We start from the raw sequence: 15,936 nt of genomic DNA on the forward strand, positions 1-15,936 counted from the left end.
GAAAAGAAAAAACTGTACTTTTGAGAAAAGCGAGCAAGCGAAGAAGTTCACAGTGAAAAGCCTCGCGCAAGAAAAACTTGAGTAGAGAAATCTTGAAAAGTAGTGTAGACTACGGAATGTATGATTATGGCTGGAGACAATACATGCCGGATGTTGGACGATGGATGCAGTTGGATCCATTGGTTGAAGATACAGAGGATCCTTATGCTTATGTTTATAATAATCCTATAAAATTAACTGATCCTGATGGAAGAGCTCCGGAAGATGGTACAGAAGATTGTTGTAGTAATATAAAAGGATTTGCTTTATCCATGATGGATAATGTAACTGGAGGTAACCTGGCGCAAAAATATAATGATGGTTCGGCTGCATATAATGAGGGAGTACGAACAGGAAACACGACATCTTTCATAGCTGGTGGTTTATTGATGTATACAGGAGGTACAGATATTGGAGCTGGGACTACTGGGTTAATAGCCTCTAGTGCTGCATCATCAACAGGAGTTGGAACAATTGCCGGAGTACCGGGAGCTGTAGTAAGTGGAGGATTAATCCTGTCAGGAACACTAAAAGTAGGTCTTGGAACTTCAATGGTGTATCATTCTTCCAAGAATATGCAGAATGATAATTCTAAAAACTCATCAAATAGTAGTTCTTCATCTTCTAGTTCGCCAAATAAAGTCCAAAAATCAAAAACAACTACAACAGTTGGCAAAGAGGGGAAATACACAAAAACTACAGAAGTGCGACCATCTAAGCAAAGCCCTGGACAGTCTAGAGCTGAGTATACTAGAGTAAAGAATAAAGATGGGAAGGTTATAAAAACTTACAAAGATTCTTATGACCGTGCGAATAAATTTCAACATAGAAAACCATTAACAGGAGGTCCTGAAGGAAGACCCGCTAATTAAAAATTATGAAACAAAGTGATTTATTGAACTATTTGCAAAATAAAATTTCTGCAATTGATTTATTAGAGAAGTACAAAGATGATGTTGAATCATACAAAATAAAAATGTCAAAAAAAGGTTCTTCTGTTAATGTTAATTTTGATTACTCTAACGAGACACTTTTTATTAATAGGGATACTGTCGTAAAATTATATAAAGATTTTATAGATGATAGATTGGATTTTTATTTAATGAGTTATATCGCTGATATACTTACATTATATAATAATGTAGATTTTGAAAATGAAGATGTCCGCGAAAATATAGAAACAATTGTTGACTATGATAATATAAAAAATTTTAGTAAAGATTTTTTAAAAAAACAATTATCATCAATCATCTAATTTCCATCGCTCCCGCACGATTTTATCGTGTGGCAGATAAATAAAAACCCATCGCAATTGCGGTGGGTTTTTGTGTTTTATAGAATAGAGTAATTTTCTACGAATATGCTTGTTTAGTTTTAAAATCTTTTACCAGAGCATCAATAACCAAATAAAATTGTTTTTTAGCAAACCAATATTGCAACACCTTTACAAACCATCGATTACAGCTACAACATCCGAGGTTGGATGACGCAGGTCAACAATCCCAATGACTTAACTGGCGGAGATTTATTTGGATATAAAATAAAGTATAATCAGGTGGAAGGACTGGAAAACCCCAACACCGATTTTTTAAACCTTCAAGTAAAGCCAAAATACAACGGTAATATTGCTGAAATAGACTGGAGAACAAACACAACAACAGGCGATAATCTCAGAAGATATGGCTATGTTTATGATGGTCTCAACCGTTTGAAAGCAGGTTTTTATCAACGTGATGACAATCCTACGGCAAAAGAATATTTCGAGAAAATAGATTATGATCTTAACGGAAATATTACAAACTTAAAAAGGTCAGCATCTAAAGACGGAAATGCTTTTGCTACAGCTATTGACAATCTTGATTATGTATATGAAAATAATAATCAAAGCAACAGATTAAGCACCGTTACCGATACTTCCCAAAACTACAAAGGATATCCCGATACATCAGGAAATGCGATAACGTATGATCTTAACGGAAATATGAAGAGCCATAAGGATAAAAATATTCTGGAAATACGTTACAATTATCTGAATTTACCTAATTATATAAAATCAGATCAATTTGTGGCTACGGGAGGAAGACAGGCAGAGATTTATCTCAGCACCACCAATACTTACCGAGCAGACGGTATCAAGCTCAAAAAAATATACACCTATAAAGACTGGATTGTAACGAACTTCATTGCTAAGACGGAAACCGATTATCTGGATGGTTTTCAGTACGAAAAAAGTATTACTTTTTCTTACTCAGGAAATCCGGAACTCAAGTTTGTTCCCACATCGGAAGGATATTTTAATTTCGAAAATAATAAGTATATTTACAATTATACAGACCATTTGGGAAATGTGAGATTAAGCTATTTTAACAATGGTACAAGCGCAGAAGTTCTTGAAGAAAATAACTATTACCCGTTTGGTTTAAAGCATGAAGGATATAATCCTACTGCTGGAAACCCGAGTTATCAATACAAGTATAACGGTAAAGAGTTGCAAGAGACAGGAATGTATGATTACGGCGCAAGATTTTATATGCCGGATATTGGGAGATGGGGTGTGGTAGATCCACGAAGCCAATACACTCAGGAAACGTACAGCTACGTTTGGAATAACCCTATAACTTTTGCTGATCCTACGGGAATGTCTGGCGAAGAAGTCTCTGACTGGATTCATAATCCGACCACCAATAGATATAGATGGGATCCAAATGTTACAAGAAAAAGCAATACGCCTGAAGGTTGGAATTATGTTGGACCAACAGGATCTTATAGGATAGATGGAGCAACTGTACAGCTTTTAGAAGGAGGAAAAACATTTACAGATATAGATGAAGTTGTTACAAAGGGAGTTTCTCCAGTTGCTGCAGCTAGTGTGATGTCACGAAATGCTCAATTTGCGTTGTTCTCTTTTTTTGCGGTTGCTTCATGGTATGTTATCGGCGATTTTATAGATACTAATGAAACCTATCAGCCAACCCGTATTGATCCAATGATGTATAGACATACGGATAATGCAGAATCTAATGCAGGGTCAAAATCAAGTGCAGAAACAGATAGTACTGATGTAAATGGTGTAAAAGTGCCTCAAGAAGGAAAACCTGATGCAAGATATGATCCAAAAGATTTGCAAGAACAATTAGCTATTGAAGAAGCAGAATCAGGTGAAGGAGATACAATTATGAGTGGAAAACTCAAAGACCCTAAGTATAATCACAATACAAAAATGAAACATACTCATGATCATGGTGATGGTACAAAAACAGAGGTTCATTATGATATTAATAATCAAACTGGGAAACGTTCAGGATTTAAAATAAAAGATGGGACAAATGCTAAAAGTAGAGGACATCGCTATCCTTAAGAATTAAAAATTTCAAAATGAAGGTTAAATATACTAAAATAGACAATCCAGAAAAAGTAAACTATAAAATAAACTGGCAAATACCTTATGACCGTTTTCCATTAACAATAGGAAAAGAGTATACTGTTTATGCAATAGAATATACAGAGGAGGGGCGAATAAATTTTTTCATTATTGATGAAGAAGGAAATATTTATCCTCATAATTATCCTTCTGAATTTTTTATTGTTACAGACGATAGAATGTCAAAATACTGGGAAGGCTTTACAGGTAAAGAGAATTATCCTATATATCCTTTATTTCCAAACCTAATTACTTTTAGAGAATGGAAATGTAATAAATTCTTTGAAGAAGAAATGATGGAAAACATTGGCAATGCAAATGTTATTTTCCAAAAATATCAAAATTTAATTGATAATGAATACCCTAATGATCAATTGGAAAGTGCTGTTTCTGTCGGAGATAATTGGGTAATGTGTTTTAATTGTGATAATTCTTGGGAAATAACTAATAATAATGGTGTAGTAAAATGTCCAAAATGTAATACTAAACAAAATAATCCATGTTATGGATAAATCCCCCCCTCGCTCTCGCACAATTTTATCGTGTGGCAGATAATAAAAACCCACTGCAATTGCGGTGGGTTTCGTGTTATAAAGCGTTCTGTTTTGTATACGGAAACAGAATTAAAGTGCAGCAATATTTTTAATTTTAAGAGCCTGAATAAATCCATCCACCACAGAAAGCAAATGTTTTTTATTTTCCGGATCAAGTTTTTCGATATCGTTAAAACGGTTGAGCATTGCAGGACCCGATCTCGCGGATTTGCCAACCCGATGTCGCGGATTTGTAATCCGTGACTGATATAATAAAAACCCCCGCTCCCGCACGATTATATCGTGTGGCAGATAAATAAAAAACCCTCGCAAATGTACTGCCCCCAAAAAGTTAGACACTTTTTAGGGGCATTTTATTTATGGGCATATCAAAGTATAGTTTAGAATTTAAGAAAGATTGTGTAGAAACAATTATCAGGGATTTACGTTCTGCATCATCAGTAGCACACGATCTTGGGTTAGATGCAGCGATGGTTCGCAAATGGGTGAAATTTTATGAGCTTTACGGGCTTGCAGGGCTTGAGCGTAAAAGCAATCGGAAGTATAGTGTAAAGTTTAAGATGAAAGTTCTACATGCAATCAGTACAGGCAGGTTTTCAGTAAAAGAATCGGCCTTGAAGTTTAATATCGCTGCTGGATCAAGTATTATCAACTGGCAGAGGAATTACGAAAAATTCGGTATCTTAGGTTTAGAAAATAAATCCGGAGGAAGACCAAAAATAATGAGCGACTATAAACGTAAGAAAAGAAAATCCGACAAACCACTGAGCCGCGAGGAAGAACTGCTTTTGGAGAACGAAAGATTGCGCGCCGAAATTGCTGTTCTAAAAAAGCTGGACGCCTTAATTCTGGCAAGGAAAAGACCCAGATTATAGAGGAATTGAGGCAGGAATTCGATCTTGCAATTTTGCTGGATTGTACATCTATGGCGAGAAGCAGTTTTTATTATCATCAGAAAATGCTTCAGAAGAAAGATAAATATGTTAAGATAAAAGCATTGATTAAACAGGTCTATCACAGGCATAAAGGCAGGTTCGGATACCGAAGGGTTACTATGGTAATAAGGCAAAAAGGCATTGTCATTAATCATAAAACTGTTTTGAGATTGATGAAAACCCTGAACCTTAAAAGCATCATCAGAGTGAAGAGATACAGATCCTATCGTGGAGTACTTGGTCTTACCGCGCCCAATATCCTGAAGAGGAATTTCAAGGCCAATCAGCCCAACAGAAAATGGGCAACTGATGTTACGGAGTTTAATGTCTCCGGAAATAAACTGTATTTATCTCCAATAATTGATCTTTACAACGGCGAGATCATCAGTTATGAACTCTCAGAGAGGCCTGTCTTTGCTCAGGTTGTGAATATGCTGAAAAAGAGTTTCAGGAAAATAAAAAATACAGAAAATATCATTCTTCACTCAGATCAGGGTTGGCAATATCAGATGAAAGCCTATCAGCATTTATTAAAAGAAAAGGGAATCATCCAAAGTATGTCCCGAAAAGGAAACTGTCTGGATAATGCAATCATAGAAAACTTCTTCGGAACTCTAAAGTCTGAGATGTTTTACACCAGAAAATTCAAAACCATTAACGAATTGAAAAAAGAATAAAAGAATATATCAACTATTACAACAACAAAAGGATAAGACTTAATCTTAAAGGAAAGAGCCCGGGTGTTAGTTTTAGTTTTCCATTCCCCGGAAAACTTCCTTCTCCAAATTCTTCATACTCTTTACGCCATTTGTAAAGCAGCGTGACTGCGATTCCCAATTCCCTTGCGAGTTCTGACACATTAGTTCGTTCTTTGCTTAGTTGAACTGCTTTGGTTTTAAAGCAGGATCGTAGATTTTTCGCTCTCGTTTCATAAGTTAAAATTAAGGGTTTATCCTTAACTTTAACTGGACGCTAAATTAGTACATCCACATGGAGTGAAGAAGGAGATTTCTATTCTGGATACTTTGATTTCAGTTTTCATTGGTCAACTAATTATTCGCAATCGTACGGCGATAGCAATATCTTTAGTACATTAGGAGATATTTTTAGCTTTAAATGGGGAATAGATTTTGGAATCGGTTTTCAAAGTGGTGATGCTGGATTTGGTAATGATATGATGCAAGATATGATTACAACAGAAAAAGTGATTTTAACACTGTTGACAGAGAAGCTAATCAAAATAATTGTTGTCCTGATGGAAAAGAACCCTCCACGGCTAGGAAAACATGGAATTTTGCAGCAGATAATATCATTTCGAAACCTGCTGAAGGATTTCAATTTTTGGGATATTTTTTTAAAGGTTTAAGCAAGGTTCATGGAGAAATGTATAAGCAAGGAAGAATGGAAAACATTCACGTAAAGATGGATATGACTTTTTGGGGGGTAAGAATGGTTCTTTGGTTAAGACAATGGAATAATAGATGGTAAAACTATAATGACTGAAAAGGAAAAAATGGAAAAAATGGCTATGCCGGCTGTTGATGCAATGACATTGGGTGTTGGGACAAAATTAAATTTAGTAAAAAATACTGCAGCCAATATAGGTCTAAAAATGGGAATTAAAGCAGCTTCAAAAACTGCTATTAATAAAACAATGGAAAATGAATAATTAAATGGGATTGGATATTAATATGATTGCTCTTGTGGGTAGCATAATACGGCTTATATTTATTTATAAATTTAGTATAAAAAAACAAGATTTAGCACATCAGATAGATTTTGACAAAGAAGAAAAGAAAGATATTCTAACTGGTTTCATTGCTACAATATTATTTATACTTTGGGGTGTTTTGACTTATGCTATTTAATTTTAATGCTCTGAAACTTGAAATTCAATACTCAAGCTCAACAGGAGTAAAAAATATATTTATCAAATACTCCTTTGCTTGTGCACAATTTTATCATATCGCAGATAACAAAAACCCATCGCAATTGCGATGGGTTTTTGTTATCTAATGTTCTGTTTTGTATAAGAAACAGAACTATAATCAATGACAAGTCTCCACACTATGTTTATGATTGGGATCTATGTTATGACAATTAATATCATGCTCCGGAGAAACCTTCATTGCTTCCGATGGTGGAGAAATGTAAGGAATGCCAAGATCGAGACCTCTAAGAATAAATAACCCACCGAGGATAATCATTACAAGAGGAATGAATTTTAATACTTTAATCCTGAATGACTGGTTAATTAAATTTCCAACCAGGACTACGGTAAACATAAATGGAAGTGTTCCCAAACCGAATAATGCCATGTAAGAAGCGCTTTGCCAGATTCCTCCGCTTGCGAGACTTGCTGTTAACGCCATATAGACCATTCCGCAGGGTAGAAATCCGTTTAAAATTCCTGTGGTAAATCTTGAGCGGTAGTCGGCTTTTTGAAGCAGTTTTCCTAAGTTGGATTTAACTTTAAAAAGAAATTTAGAGATAAAAGGAATTTTTGAGGCAAAATCTTTTCCACCAAATGAAAATAAGGCCATTAAAATCAACAAAATTCCTACTCCAATCGTAAGATATTGCTGAAAGCCCGCCATTTCAAAGCCTTGTCCGATTATTCCGAGAATTGCTCCCAAAAATGCATACGTAAAAATTCTTCCGAACTGGTACGTGAGATTCTGAAGATAATAATTGGTTGCCTGCTTTTTGGTTAAACCCATCGACAGCGCAATGGGACCACACATTCCGATACAGTGAAAACCGGATGCGAAACCTAAACCAATGGCAGAGATAATCAAGGCTATTTCCATATCACGTCATAGTCGAGCCTGTAATCGACTTTGTCTTTTGTCCACATCAGTCTTAAGGTGTAGTTTCCGTTTTTTAAAACTGCTTTTGGAATGGTGAATGAACGGGTTGCGTCTAACGTTTCTTTTCTTTTTACATCTAAATTCTGGTCATCTGATCGGTTTAAAACATAACTGATTTTAGAGTTTGAATTGTTAATGTTTTCAGGGAAAGTTAGTTTAATTTCTGAAGGAGATTGAGAATAAACCGGTTTTTCAGCCAGATCGTCTGCACGTTTTTTGGCATCAATTACTGATTGATACTGAAGCTCTTCTTCATAATAATGTTCTGTAACCATTTCAGAGTTTTTTTGTCCGTTTGGAAATAAGAACAACATCGATAAAATAAATATAATGAATGAGGCTAAAGCTAAAAACACGCCGTGTCCCCAAGTGAAATTTTTCATGCTGTAAAACTTAAAATATTAAAACTGTAATTTAAAAGGACCTTCAAAATAGGTTTGATAAGAGTCGATCAATTTACCATTCATGTCGTAAACACCAATCGTGATATTTTGCTTGGATAAATTCATTTCAGCTTCCGGGAAACTGATATTGATGGTTCCTTTTGAAATTTTATCTCTGTCAACAGTAATTTTGCTTGATGCACTGAAACCTATTTCTGCATGAGCAGGATCAATTACTTTTACGGTAACAATTTTTTTGTCGTTGGTTTTATTCAGGAAAGTGTAATTGTAGGTGTTGATAATTTTTCCGTCTCTTACAAAGAATGTGCTTCCGGCAGGTTTGATGAATTTTGCTTCCATTTCACCTCTGTTGTATAGTAAAAATCCTAAAAATCCAACCAGCAGAACTAAAACTACCGCAAAACCTTTCATTCTTCCAGTAAACTTGTAAGGAGTTCCTGTTTCGATTTCTTTTTCAGATGCGTATCTTACCAATCCTTTCGGAAGACCTACTTTTTCCATGACTTCGTCGCAGGCATCGATACATGCAGTACAGTTTACACATTCTAATTGTTGCCCGTCTCTGATGTCAATTCCTGTAGGGCACACTACGACGCACTGATAACAATCGATACAGTCTCCTTTTCCCGCAGCTTTTCGGTCTTCACCTTTTCTCCATTTAGAACGGTTTTCACCTCTGTTAAAATCATAAAAAACGTTGATGGTTTCTTTATCAATTAAAACGCCCTGTAATCTTCCGTACGGACAAACCAATGTACAAACCTGCTCTCTGAACCACGCAAATACAAAATAAAATGCAGCGGTAAAAAGAATCATCACCATAAAGTTGGTAGGATTGGCAAATGGCCCCTGAGAAATAATATTGATGACTTCCTCATATCCCACAATGTACATAAACATGAAATGAGTAATGATTAAGGAAATAACAACATAGACTGACCATTTCAGACTTCTTTTCCAGATTTTTTCAGAGTTCCATTCCTGCCTGTCCAGTTTCATCTGCTTGTTACGGTCTCCATCAATCCAGTATTCTATTTTACGAAATACAGATTCCATAAAAATTGTCTGAGGGCAAATCCACCCACAGAAAATTCTTCCGAATGCTATCGTAAAGATGATAATGAAAATAAGAGAAGCAATAGCACCTAAAGTAAGGATAAAAAAATCCTGAGGATAAAAGGGCTGTCCCGCAATGAAAAATTCTCTGTCAATAACATTAAACAAAAAGAATGGGTTTCCATTAATTTTGATAAATGGTATTGCAAAATAAACAACCAGGAGAATATAGCTTACGAATTCTCTTTTGTTGGTGTATTTACCTTTCGGTTTCTTTGGAAAAACCCATTTTCTTTTCCCGGATTGTTCCATTGTGCCTATAGAATCTCTATAGGTTTCAGGGTCTAAAACCTGTCCCTGTCCGCCACGAGCGACTTCTTCATCTATTTTTGACATTTTATCTAGGTTTTATAAAAAGAAAAAACATAATTCGTTACTATTTTTATCTAATAACAAATTATGCTTTTTCCATATATTTTTATTTTTTAATTACTGTTTTTCCCAATGAGCTTCATCACCGTATGGAGGTGCACCACCTTCTGCCACAGTGATTGGTTTTTTCATCTGGTTAATTGAGTAAACGTAAGCGGCAACATTCTGAATATCTGTTCCTGTTAAAACTCCGTTTTTACCCCAAGCCTGCATTGCAGTTCCTGTTACCCCATTTTCAACAACATGAAATACGTTTTTGAACAATGTTTTTTCAGGTTGATTGTGCCAGAAATTATCTGTCAGGTTAGGACCGATACCTCCTTTACCACCATCTGAGTGACAAGATACACAGTTGCTCTTGAAAACTTCTTCACCTGCTGCGATGTTATCTTCAGAAAATACTGCTGTTTCGATTGTAATAGGAGGCTGGCTTTCATTAAAAATTTCAATTGCAGCCATCTGCTCTTTATATTCTTTATCGTATTCACTGATTGGATGAGCAAAGTCTGTAAATGCATAAGCGCAGATATAAACGATACAAAATACAGTTCCGAAGTAGAATAAACCTAACCACCATTTTGGTAACTGGTTATCCAATTCCATAATTCCGTCGAAACCGTGGTCAATCAGGATATCTTTTTCATGAGAATCAGACTGCTTTTTGAAGGCTGCATCATATTGCCTTTTCAGGAAAGGAATTTTCTTTTCATTAAGATAAGCAGATTTTTCTTCAACAGATAGTTTTTTGAACTTATTGTTTTCAATCAAATCTCCAATTGCACTGTGAATGTACGCTAAAATTGCACTGATCACAACTGTTCCCCAGAAATATGGTGAAGCTAAAAACGAGTAGCTCTGAACAAATAAATAATAAAATATTACTAATAATACTGTTATTATCAAGATGTTTACAACAACCGGTGTTCTTTGTTTCATAATAATTGTTTAATTTTTTAAATTAAAATCATCTTCGTCATCCTCAAGTGGTGCGTGCTCTTCTTCCCGGTAATATTTTTTAGGCCTGCTAAAAACGTATATAATAAGAGAAACGAAAAACAACATAAAGAATATCAGAGCCAATGTTTGGTAAAAACCTGCATTGTCGGTATTGGATAATATATCTTTAAAGTTTTGAGGAATCATCTGACGGTTTTTAATATTTAGTTATTACTAGCTGTTTTTATTTCTGTCGTTTTGATATCAGTACCCAATCTCTGTAAATAAGAAATTAAAGCGACAATCTCTTTTTTCTCCAATTCTCCTTTAGGTCTGTTAGCATATACTTTTTTCACGTCGGCTGCTTCTACAAAGATGTCTTTTACAATTTTAGCTGCCTGATTATCTGCCCATTTATCTGCAGAGTCAATTTGAGCTTTTGTATAAGGTACATCGTAAGTACTTTTCATAAACTTGATTTTATCAATCATTTTAGATCTGTCTAAATTGTTTGCAATCAACCAAGGGTAACGAGGCATGATAGAACCTGCAGAGGTAGATCTTGGGTTAAACATGTGTTTGTAATGCCAAGAACTTGGGTTTTTGCCACCTTCTCTATGCAAATCTGGTCCTGTTCTTTTAGAACCCCATAAGAATGGTCTGTCGTAAACAAATTCTCCTGCTTTAGAATACTGTCCGTTTTTACCGTTAAATCTTACAATCTCGTCTCTGAATGGTCTTACCATCTGAGAGTGACAAGCATTACAACCTTCACGGATATACAGATCTCTACCTTCCAGTTCTAATGGTGAATAAGGCTTCACCGCAGAAATTGTAGGTACACTTTTCTTAAGTGAAAGAGTAGGGATTATTTCTACCATACTTCCTATCGAGATAGTAAGCAATGACAATACTGTTAAAAGCATTGGCGTTCTTTCCAGCCAAAGATGGAAACCTTCACCTTCTTTTCTTTTGTTACTGATATTCGCTAAAGCCGGAGCTTCTGCAGGAACTTCTTTTTGGAAAGAACCTTTTCTGACAGTCTTGTAAACATTCACAACCATTAGCAAACCTCCGGAAAGATAGAATAAACCTCCTACGAATCTTAATTTATAATAAGGGATAATTGCAGTAACGGTATCTAGCCAGTTTTTCCACAATAAAGTTCCGTCCGGATTAAATTGTTTCCACATCAATCCTTGTGTAAATCCTGCGATATACATTGGGACAGCGTAGAAAATAATTCCTAAAGTACCCAACCAGAAATGCCAGTTTGCCAATTTTACAGACCAGATTTTGGTTCTCCACATAATAGGTACCAAATAATAGATAACACCGAATGCCATGAAACCATTCCATCCTAATGCTCCTAAGTGAACGTGACCAATTACCCAGTCGGTAAAGTGCCCAATTTTGTTAATGTTTTTTGTTGCCAATAACGGCCCTTCGAAAGTTGCCATACCATAACAGGTAACTGCAACAACGAAGAATTTAAGAATAGGATTTTCTCTTACTTTATCCCAAGCTCCTCTTAATGTAAGAAGACCGTTTAGCATTCCTCCCCAAGATGGTGCAATAAGCATGATTGAAAAACCTGTTCCCACTGCCTGAGCCCAAGCTGGTAAAGCTGTATACTGAAGGTGGTGAGGACCGGCCCAGATGTATACGAAAATTAATGACCAGAAGTGAATAATCGAAAGTTTATACGAGAATACAGGTCTGTCTGCTGCTTTTGGTAAGAAATAATACATCAAACCAAGAACTGGAGTTGTCAATACAAACGCAACCGCATTGTGACCGTACCACCACTGAACGATAGCATCTTTTACCCCTGCATAAGCAGAATACGATTTCCATCCGGAGAAAGATAAAGGTACTTCTAGGTTGTTAAAAATATGAAGCATTAAAACAGCCACCCAAGTTCCTAAATAGAACCAGATCGCCACATACAGGTGTCTTACTCTTCTTTTTTTAATGGTAAGAATCATGTTTATTCCAAAGGTAAGCCAGGAAATTGCAATCAAAATATCAATTGGCCACTCGTGCTCAGCATATTCTTTTGAAGTATTGATCCCCATAAAGAAGGTGATGAAAGTGGCTACAATCATCAACTGCCATGTCCAGAAATGAAACCAAGAAAGTGTATCACTGTACATTCTTGTTTTTAATAATCTCTGTGTAGAATAATAAACTCCTACATAAACAATGTTACAAACAAATGCAAAAATTACGGTGTTGGTGTGCAGCATTCTTATTCTGCCAAAACCAAACGCACCATGTGTATTGATTAAACCCTGTAAGCTTTCCGAGCCGTGCAGACTCATGGTTCCAGGATCATCAGTTCCGAATAAAAACTCCGGAAGTTCTGGATAGAAAAGCATCAATGCCGCCGTCAATCCAAACGTAAAACCTATAATTCCAAAAACTATGGTCGCGTATAGGAATGCCCGAACAATATTGTTGTCATAACTAAACTTTTGTGTCTCCATATTAACTATTCACTTTTTTCTTCAAATTTATTATTATCTTCTATTTCCTTTTTATTTTCGTTGCCAGTTTCTTTTTTATCCTTTATTTCACCGGAATCAAAGAGTATTCTCACAGCTGGAGATTCGTCGTCTTCAAACTGTCCTTTTCTGGCGTTTACTATAAAAATAACCAGGAAAACTGCAGCCAAAGAAACGCTGCATAAGATCATTAAATATAGAATATCCATCTGACAACAAAATTAACCTATTTTCGGGGTTCAAAATTAGTGAAAAATAATGACAAATATCAATAAATAGCGGGCTTGACTAATTTAAAATCAGTCTAAATAAGGGATTTCAGGTCTGTTTTTTGAAATATTTCTTCCCGAGGATCCATGTTGAAATGGTAGTAAATGAAATGACGGTAATCGAACTTGCCGGCATAATTAAAGCCGCAAAAAGTGGACTCATATTTCCGGACACTGCGAATGATAATCCTACAACATTATACAAAAAGCTGATTAAAAAAGTCAGTTTTACAATTGTGATAGAGCCTTTGCAAACATTCAGATAATTATCGAGTTGAGAAACTTTTTCACCATTCATAATCACATCTGAAGAGGGCGTAAAACTGTTGCTGTCGTCAGAAATTGCAATTCCTACATTGCTCTGTTTTAGTGCACCCGCATCGTTTAATCCGTCTCCAAGCATGATTACTTTTAAGCCTTCATCCTGAAGATTTTTGATGTAATTCAGTTTATCTTCCGGATTTTGATTAAATGCCATAGAGCTGTAATTCGGGATGATTTCTTTCAGCTGATTTTCCTCAGAAGAATTATCACCACTTAAAATGAAAACCTTATAATTAATCAATTTTTTGAAAAGATTACTTAAATTTTCACGGTATTCATTTTTAAAGATAAATTTACCGATAAATTGATTGTTTTTACTTATGTAAACTGCAGTTTCAAGATTTTTAGACTCTTGATTATTGTATTTTGCAGAACCAATTTTATACATATTGCTTCTTACACTTGCTTCATAACCTTTTCCTGAAATCTCTTCAAATTGATCAACAGGAAAATAATCATCCTGAACATCCAGAAATTCATACAGAGATTTTGAAAGCGGGTGATTGGAGTTTTTTACCAAACTTTTAATGTTTAACAAATCAAATTCCTGAATTTCAGAACCTTCATATTTGATGTTTGATTTTTTTCTGTGCGTAATCGTTCCTGTTTTATCGAAAACCAAAGCGTTGACCTTTGCGATTTTTTCTATTGTTAAAGTATCTTTTACATAGAATTTATTTCGACCTAAAATCCTCATAATGTGACCAAAAGTAAATGGCGAAGACAATGCCAATGCACAAGGACAGGCAATAATCAAAACTGCTGAAATCACCTGGAACATGGTTTCCAGATCAATGAAATACCAATAAATTCCTGCAACCAATGCAATTCCTAAAATAATGAATGTGAAATACTTACTGATATTATTGATCAGAGTGTCAAGTCCGGTTTCGTGTTTTTTGAAAGCTTCTTTGTTCCAAAGTTGCGTTAAATAACTTTGATCTACGTTTTTGATGACTTCAAGCTCCAAAGAAGAACCAATCTGTTTTCCGCCTGCAAAAATTTTATCACCCGGATTTTTAGAAATACTTACGCTTTCACCCGTAATAAAACTGTTGTCGATATTTCCTTTTCCATTAATCAAAATGGCATCAACCGGAATAATTTCGTGGTTTCTTACCAATATTCTGTCTCCAATTTTAATTTCAGAAAGTAAAATATTCTCCTGTTTTCCATGGAAATCAACTTTAGTGACGGCGATCGGATAGAATGACTTGTAGTCTCTGTCGTAGGAAAGCGAACTGTACGTTCTTTTCTGGAAAATCTTTCCTAAAAGCATAAAAAATAAAAGTCCGCACAGCGTATCGAAATATCCCGGTCCGTAATCTGTTGCGATCTCGTAAATACTACGTCCAAACAAAACGAAAATCCCCAAAACGATCGGAACGTCGATGTTAACAATTTTATTTTTTAAACCATACCAAGCAGATTTGTAATAATCTGAAGCAGAATAAAATACAACCGGAACGGAAAGTAAGAACATCAATATTCTGAATAAACCCCGGTAATGTTCCATCCAGAAATCTTCGCCGCCGATATATTCAGGAAAGGCTAAAAACATCCCGTTTCCAAAAGCAAATCCCGCAATTGCCAGTTTTACCAATAAAGACTTATCTAAATTATCTTCATTTTTATCAGCAGTTTCAAGATTGATGGCAGGCTTATAACCAAGATTCGTTAAAAATTTAGCTAAATCACTTAATTTTAATTCGTTATGATTGAATGAAACCTGTAAAGTCTTTCTTGTAAAGTTAACTTGAGAATAATGAATGTTCTTGTGCAAAGTATGAAGACTTTCCAAAAGCCAAATGCAGGAAGAACAGTGAATGACGGGAATTCTGAATGTTACTAAACTTGTATTTCCTTCAGAAAAATCTGTGATTCTGTCGAAAATTTCAGGAGTGTCTAGGTAATCAAACTGCGAAGAATTTTCATCAGGTCTTATTCCTGCATTCTTATTTAATTCATAGAAGTTGCTGAGATTGTTGATGTTTAAGATCTCATAAACAGATTTGCAGCCGGTACAGCAGAAAATTTTTTCGTCAAAAGAAATTCTTTCTTTTTCTATCCCTTGTCCGCAATGAAAACAGTTCTCGCTCACCTTCATAAATTATTGACTCACAAAATTATAACAATTTTTTTTTGTTTATCGATTTAAAATGTTCTATTTTTGTGACAAATGTCATATA

General features: G+C 35.2%; 18 protein-coding genes and 1 pseudogene. 9 read left to right on the forward strand and 10 right to left on the reverse strand.

The window, feature by feature from the left end; genetic code table 11:
- Positions 1–77: 77 nt before the first annotated feature.
- From ACOOWA_RS14850 to ACOOWA_RS14865, 4 genes are all read left to right on the forward strand, one after another.
- A complete protein-coding gene (locus ACOOWA_RS14850; RefSeq protein WP_421376384.1) occupies positions 78–911 on the forward strand; it encodes an RHS repeat-associated core domain-containing protein in 834 nt (277 codons plus the stop codon).
- A gap of 5 nt (positions 912–916) precedes the next feature.
- Positions 917–1,294 carry a hypothetical protein gene (locus ACOOWA_RS14855; RefSeq protein WP_421376386.1) on the forward strand — a complete coding sequence of 126 codons (378 nt, stop codon included), beginning with the start codon at positions 917–919 and terminating at the stop codon, positions 1,292–1,294.
- A 228-nt stretch (positions 1,295–1,522) separates the two neighbouring features.
- Entirely contained in the window at positions 1,523–3,397 is a 1,875-nt protein-coding gene (locus ACOOWA_RS14860) for an RHS repeat-associated core domain-containing protein (RefSeq protein ID WP_421376388.1), read from the forward strand.
- Positions 3,398–3,414: 17 nt separating this feature from the next.
- Positions 3,415–3,972 (forward strand): hypothetical protein, encoded by a 558-nt coding sequence (locus tag ACOOWA_RS14865; RefSeq protein ID WP_421376390.1) that lies wholly within the window; start codon positions 3,415–3,417, stop codon positions 3,970–3,972.
- Between the two features lie 111 nt (positions 3,973–4,083).
- Here ACOOWA_RS14865 and ACOOWA_RS14870 read toward each other — a convergent pair whose 3' ends face one another.
- Positions 4,084–4,353: a hypothetical protein gene (locus tag ACOOWA_RS14870; RefSeq protein WP_421376392.1), complete on the reverse strand. Its 270-nt coding sequence runs from the start codon at positions 4,351–4,353 to the stop codon at positions 4,084–4,086.
- Between the two features lie 20 nt (positions 4,354–4,373).
- Between ACOOWA_RS14870 and ACOOWA_RS14875 the strand changes: the two genes are divergently transcribed.
- Together ACOOWA_RS14875 and ACOOWA_RS14880 are read left to right on the forward strand one after the other, a co-directional pair.
- Entirely contained in the window at positions 4,374–4,889 is a 516-nt protein-coding gene (locus ACOOWA_RS14875; protein WP_421376394.1) for a transposase, read from the forward strand.
- Positions 4,883–5,628: pseudogene (locus ACOOWA_RS14880) on the forward strand (IS3 family transposase); the annotation flags it as partial. The gene ACOOWA_RS14875 and the pseudogene ACOOWA_RS14880, both read left to right, overlap by 7 nt.
- Positions 5,629–5,642: 14 nt before the next feature.
- On the opposite strand, the gene ACOOWA_RS14885 reads toward ACOOWA_RS14880, so the two are convergent.
- Positions 5,643–5,807, reverse strand: a complete 165-nt coding sequence (locus ACOOWA_RS14885; protein ID WP_421376396.1) for a transposase — start codon at positions 5,805–5,807, stop codon at positions 5,643–5,645.
- 483 nt (positions 5,808–6,290) lie between these two features.
- Between ACOOWA_RS14885 and ACOOWA_RS14890 the strand changes: the two genes are divergently transcribed.
- From ACOOWA_RS14890 to ACOOWA_RS14900, 3 genes are read left to right on the forward strand one after another with little or no spacing between them, the layout of a single operon-like run.
- Positions 6,291–6,437: a hypothetical protein gene (locus ACOOWA_RS14890; protein WP_421376398.1), complete on the forward strand. Its 147-nt coding sequence runs from the start codon at positions 6,291–6,293 to the stop codon at positions 6,435–6,437.
- Positions 6,438–6,444: 7 nt separating this feature from the next.
- Positions 6,445–6,618: a hypothetical protein gene (locus tag ACOOWA_RS14895; protein WP_421376400.1), complete on the forward strand. Its 174-nt coding sequence runs from the start codon at positions 6,445–6,447 to the stop codon at positions 6,616–6,618.
- Between the two features lie 4 nt (positions 6,619–6,622).
- On the forward strand, positions 6,623–6,817 hold the full coding sequence (locus ACOOWA_RS14900) for a hypothetical protein (protein ID WP_421376402.1): 195 nt from the start codon (positions 6,623–6,625) through the stop codon (positions 6,815–6,817).
- Positions 6,818–6,997: 180 nt separating this feature from the next.
- On the opposite strand, the gene ACOOWA_RS14905 is transcribed toward ACOOWA_RS14900, so the two are convergent.
- The 8 genes from ACOOWA_RS14905 to ACOOWA_RS14940 form a co-directional block, all read right to left on the reverse strand.
- Positions 6,998–7,759, reverse strand: coding sequence for a sulfite exporter TauE/SafE family protein (locus ACOOWA_RS14905; protein ID WP_421376403.1), 762 nt, complete (start codon positions 7,757–7,759; stop codon positions 6,998–7,000).
- Entirely contained in the window at positions 7,750–8,202 is a 453-nt protein-coding gene (locus tag ACOOWA_RS14910) for a FixH family protein (RefSeq protein WP_421376405.1), read from the reverse strand. The genes ACOOWA_RS14905 and ACOOWA_RS14910 overlap by 10 nt, the downstream gene beginning before the upstream one ends.
- An 18-nt stretch (positions 8,203–8,220) precedes the next feature.
- On the reverse strand, positions 8,221–9,675 hold the full coding sequence (ccoG, locus tag ACOOWA_RS14915; RefSeq protein WP_421376407.1) for a cytochrome c oxidase accessory protein CcoG: 1,455 nt from the start codon (positions 9,673–9,675) through the stop codon (positions 8,221–8,223).
- A gap of 93 nt (positions 9,676–9,768) precedes the next feature.
- The gene (locus tag ACOOWA_RS14920; protein WP_421376409.1) at positions 9,769–10,647 is read right to left on the reverse strand and encodes a cbb3-type cytochrome c oxidase N-terminal domain-containing protein; all 879 of its coding nucleotides are present in this window, start codon (positions 10,645–10,647) and stop codon (positions 9,769–9,771) included.
- 9 nt (positions 10,648–10,656) lie between these two features.
- Positions 10,657–10,854 carry a cbb3-type cytochrome oxidase subunit 3 gene (locus ACOOWA_RS14925; RefSeq protein WP_421376411.1) on the reverse strand — a complete coding sequence of 66 codons (198 nt, stop codon included), beginning with the start codon at positions 10,852–10,854 and terminating at the stop codon, positions 10,657–10,659.
- Between the two features lie 17 nt (positions 10,855–10,871).
- Positions 10,872–13,136: a cytochrome-c oxidase, cbb3-type subunit I gene (gene ccoN / locus ACOOWA_RS14930; RefSeq protein WP_421376412.1), complete on the reverse strand. Its 2,265-nt coding sequence runs from the start codon at positions 13,134–13,136 to the stop codon at positions 10,872–10,874.
- A 5-nt stretch (positions 13,137–13,141) separates the two neighbouring features.
- A complete protein-coding gene (gene ccoS / locus ACOOWA_RS14935) occupies positions 13,142–13,363 on the reverse strand; it encodes a cbb3-type cytochrome oxidase assembly protein CcoS (protein ID WP_421376414.1) in 222 nt (73 codons plus the stop codon).
- A gap of 109 nt (positions 13,364–13,472) precedes the next feature.
- The gene (locus tag ACOOWA_RS14940; protein ID WP_421376945.1) at positions 13,473–15,848 is read right to left on the reverse strand and encodes a heavy metal translocating P-type ATPase; all 2,376 of its coding nucleotides are present in this window, start codon (positions 15,846–15,848) and stop codon (positions 13,473–13,475) included.
- Positions 15,849–15,936: the final 88 nt, after the last annotated feature.

This window comes from Chryseobacterium sp. GP-SGM7 (genome assembly GCF_049166575.1).
Lineage (GTDB): Bacteria > Bacteroidota > Bacteroidia > Flavobacteriales > Weeksellaceae > Chryseobacterium.

Bases quoted from the DNA above. Each gene is read 5' to 3' on its own strand.
- ACOOWA_RS14900 (WP_421376402.1), top strand. From the start codon at position 6,623: ATGGGATTGGATATTAATATGATTGCTCTTGTGGGTAGCATAATACGG.
- ACOOWA_RS14860 (WP_421376388.1), top strand. From the start codon at position 1,523: ATGACGCAGGTCAACAATCCCAATGACTTAACTGGCGGAGATTTATTT.
- ccoN (WP_421376412.1), bottom strand. From the start codon at position 13,136: ATGGAGACACAAAAGTTTAGTTATGACAACAATATTGTTCGGGCATTC.
- ACOOWA_RS14865 (WP_421376390.1), top strand. From the start codon at position 3,415: ATGAAGGTTAAATATACTAAAATAGACAATCCAGAAAAAGTAAACTAT.
- ACOOWA_RS14875 (WP_421376394.1), top strand. From the start codon at position 4,374: ATGGGCATATCAAAGTATAGTTTAGAATTTAAGAAAGATTGTGTAGAA.
- ACOOWA_RS14895 (WP_421376400.1), top strand. From the start codon at position 6,445: ATGACTGAAAAGGAAAAAATGGAAAAAATGGCTATGCCGGCTGTTGAT.
- ACOOWA_RS14920 (WP_421376409.1), bottom strand. From the start codon at position 10,647: ATGAAACAAAGAACACCGGTTGTTGTAAACATCTTGATAATAACAGTA.
- ACOOWA_RS14855 (WP_421376386.1), top strand. From the start codon at position 917: ATGAAACAAAGTGATTTATTGAACTATTTGCAAAATAAAATTTCTGCA.
- ACOOWA_RS14905 (WP_421376403.1), bottom strand. From the start codon at position 7,759: ATGGAAATAGCCTTGATTATCTCTGCCATTGGTTTAGGTTTCGCATCC.
- ACOOWA_RS14910 (WP_421376405.1), bottom strand. From the start codon at position 8,202: ATGAAAAATTTCACTTGGGGACACGGCGTGTTTTTAGCTTTAGCCTCA.
- ccoG (WP_421376407.1), bottom strand. From the start codon at position 9,675: ATGTCAAAAATAGATGAAGAAGTCGCTCGTGGCGGACAGGGACAGGTT.
- ACOOWA_RS14925 (WP_421376411.1), bottom strand. From the start codon at position 10,854: ATGATTCCTCAAAACTTTAAAGATATATTATCCAATACCGACAATGCA.
- ccoS (WP_421376414.1), bottom strand. From the start codon at position 13,363: ATGGATATTCTATATTTAATGATCTTATGCAGCGTTTCTTTGGCTGCA.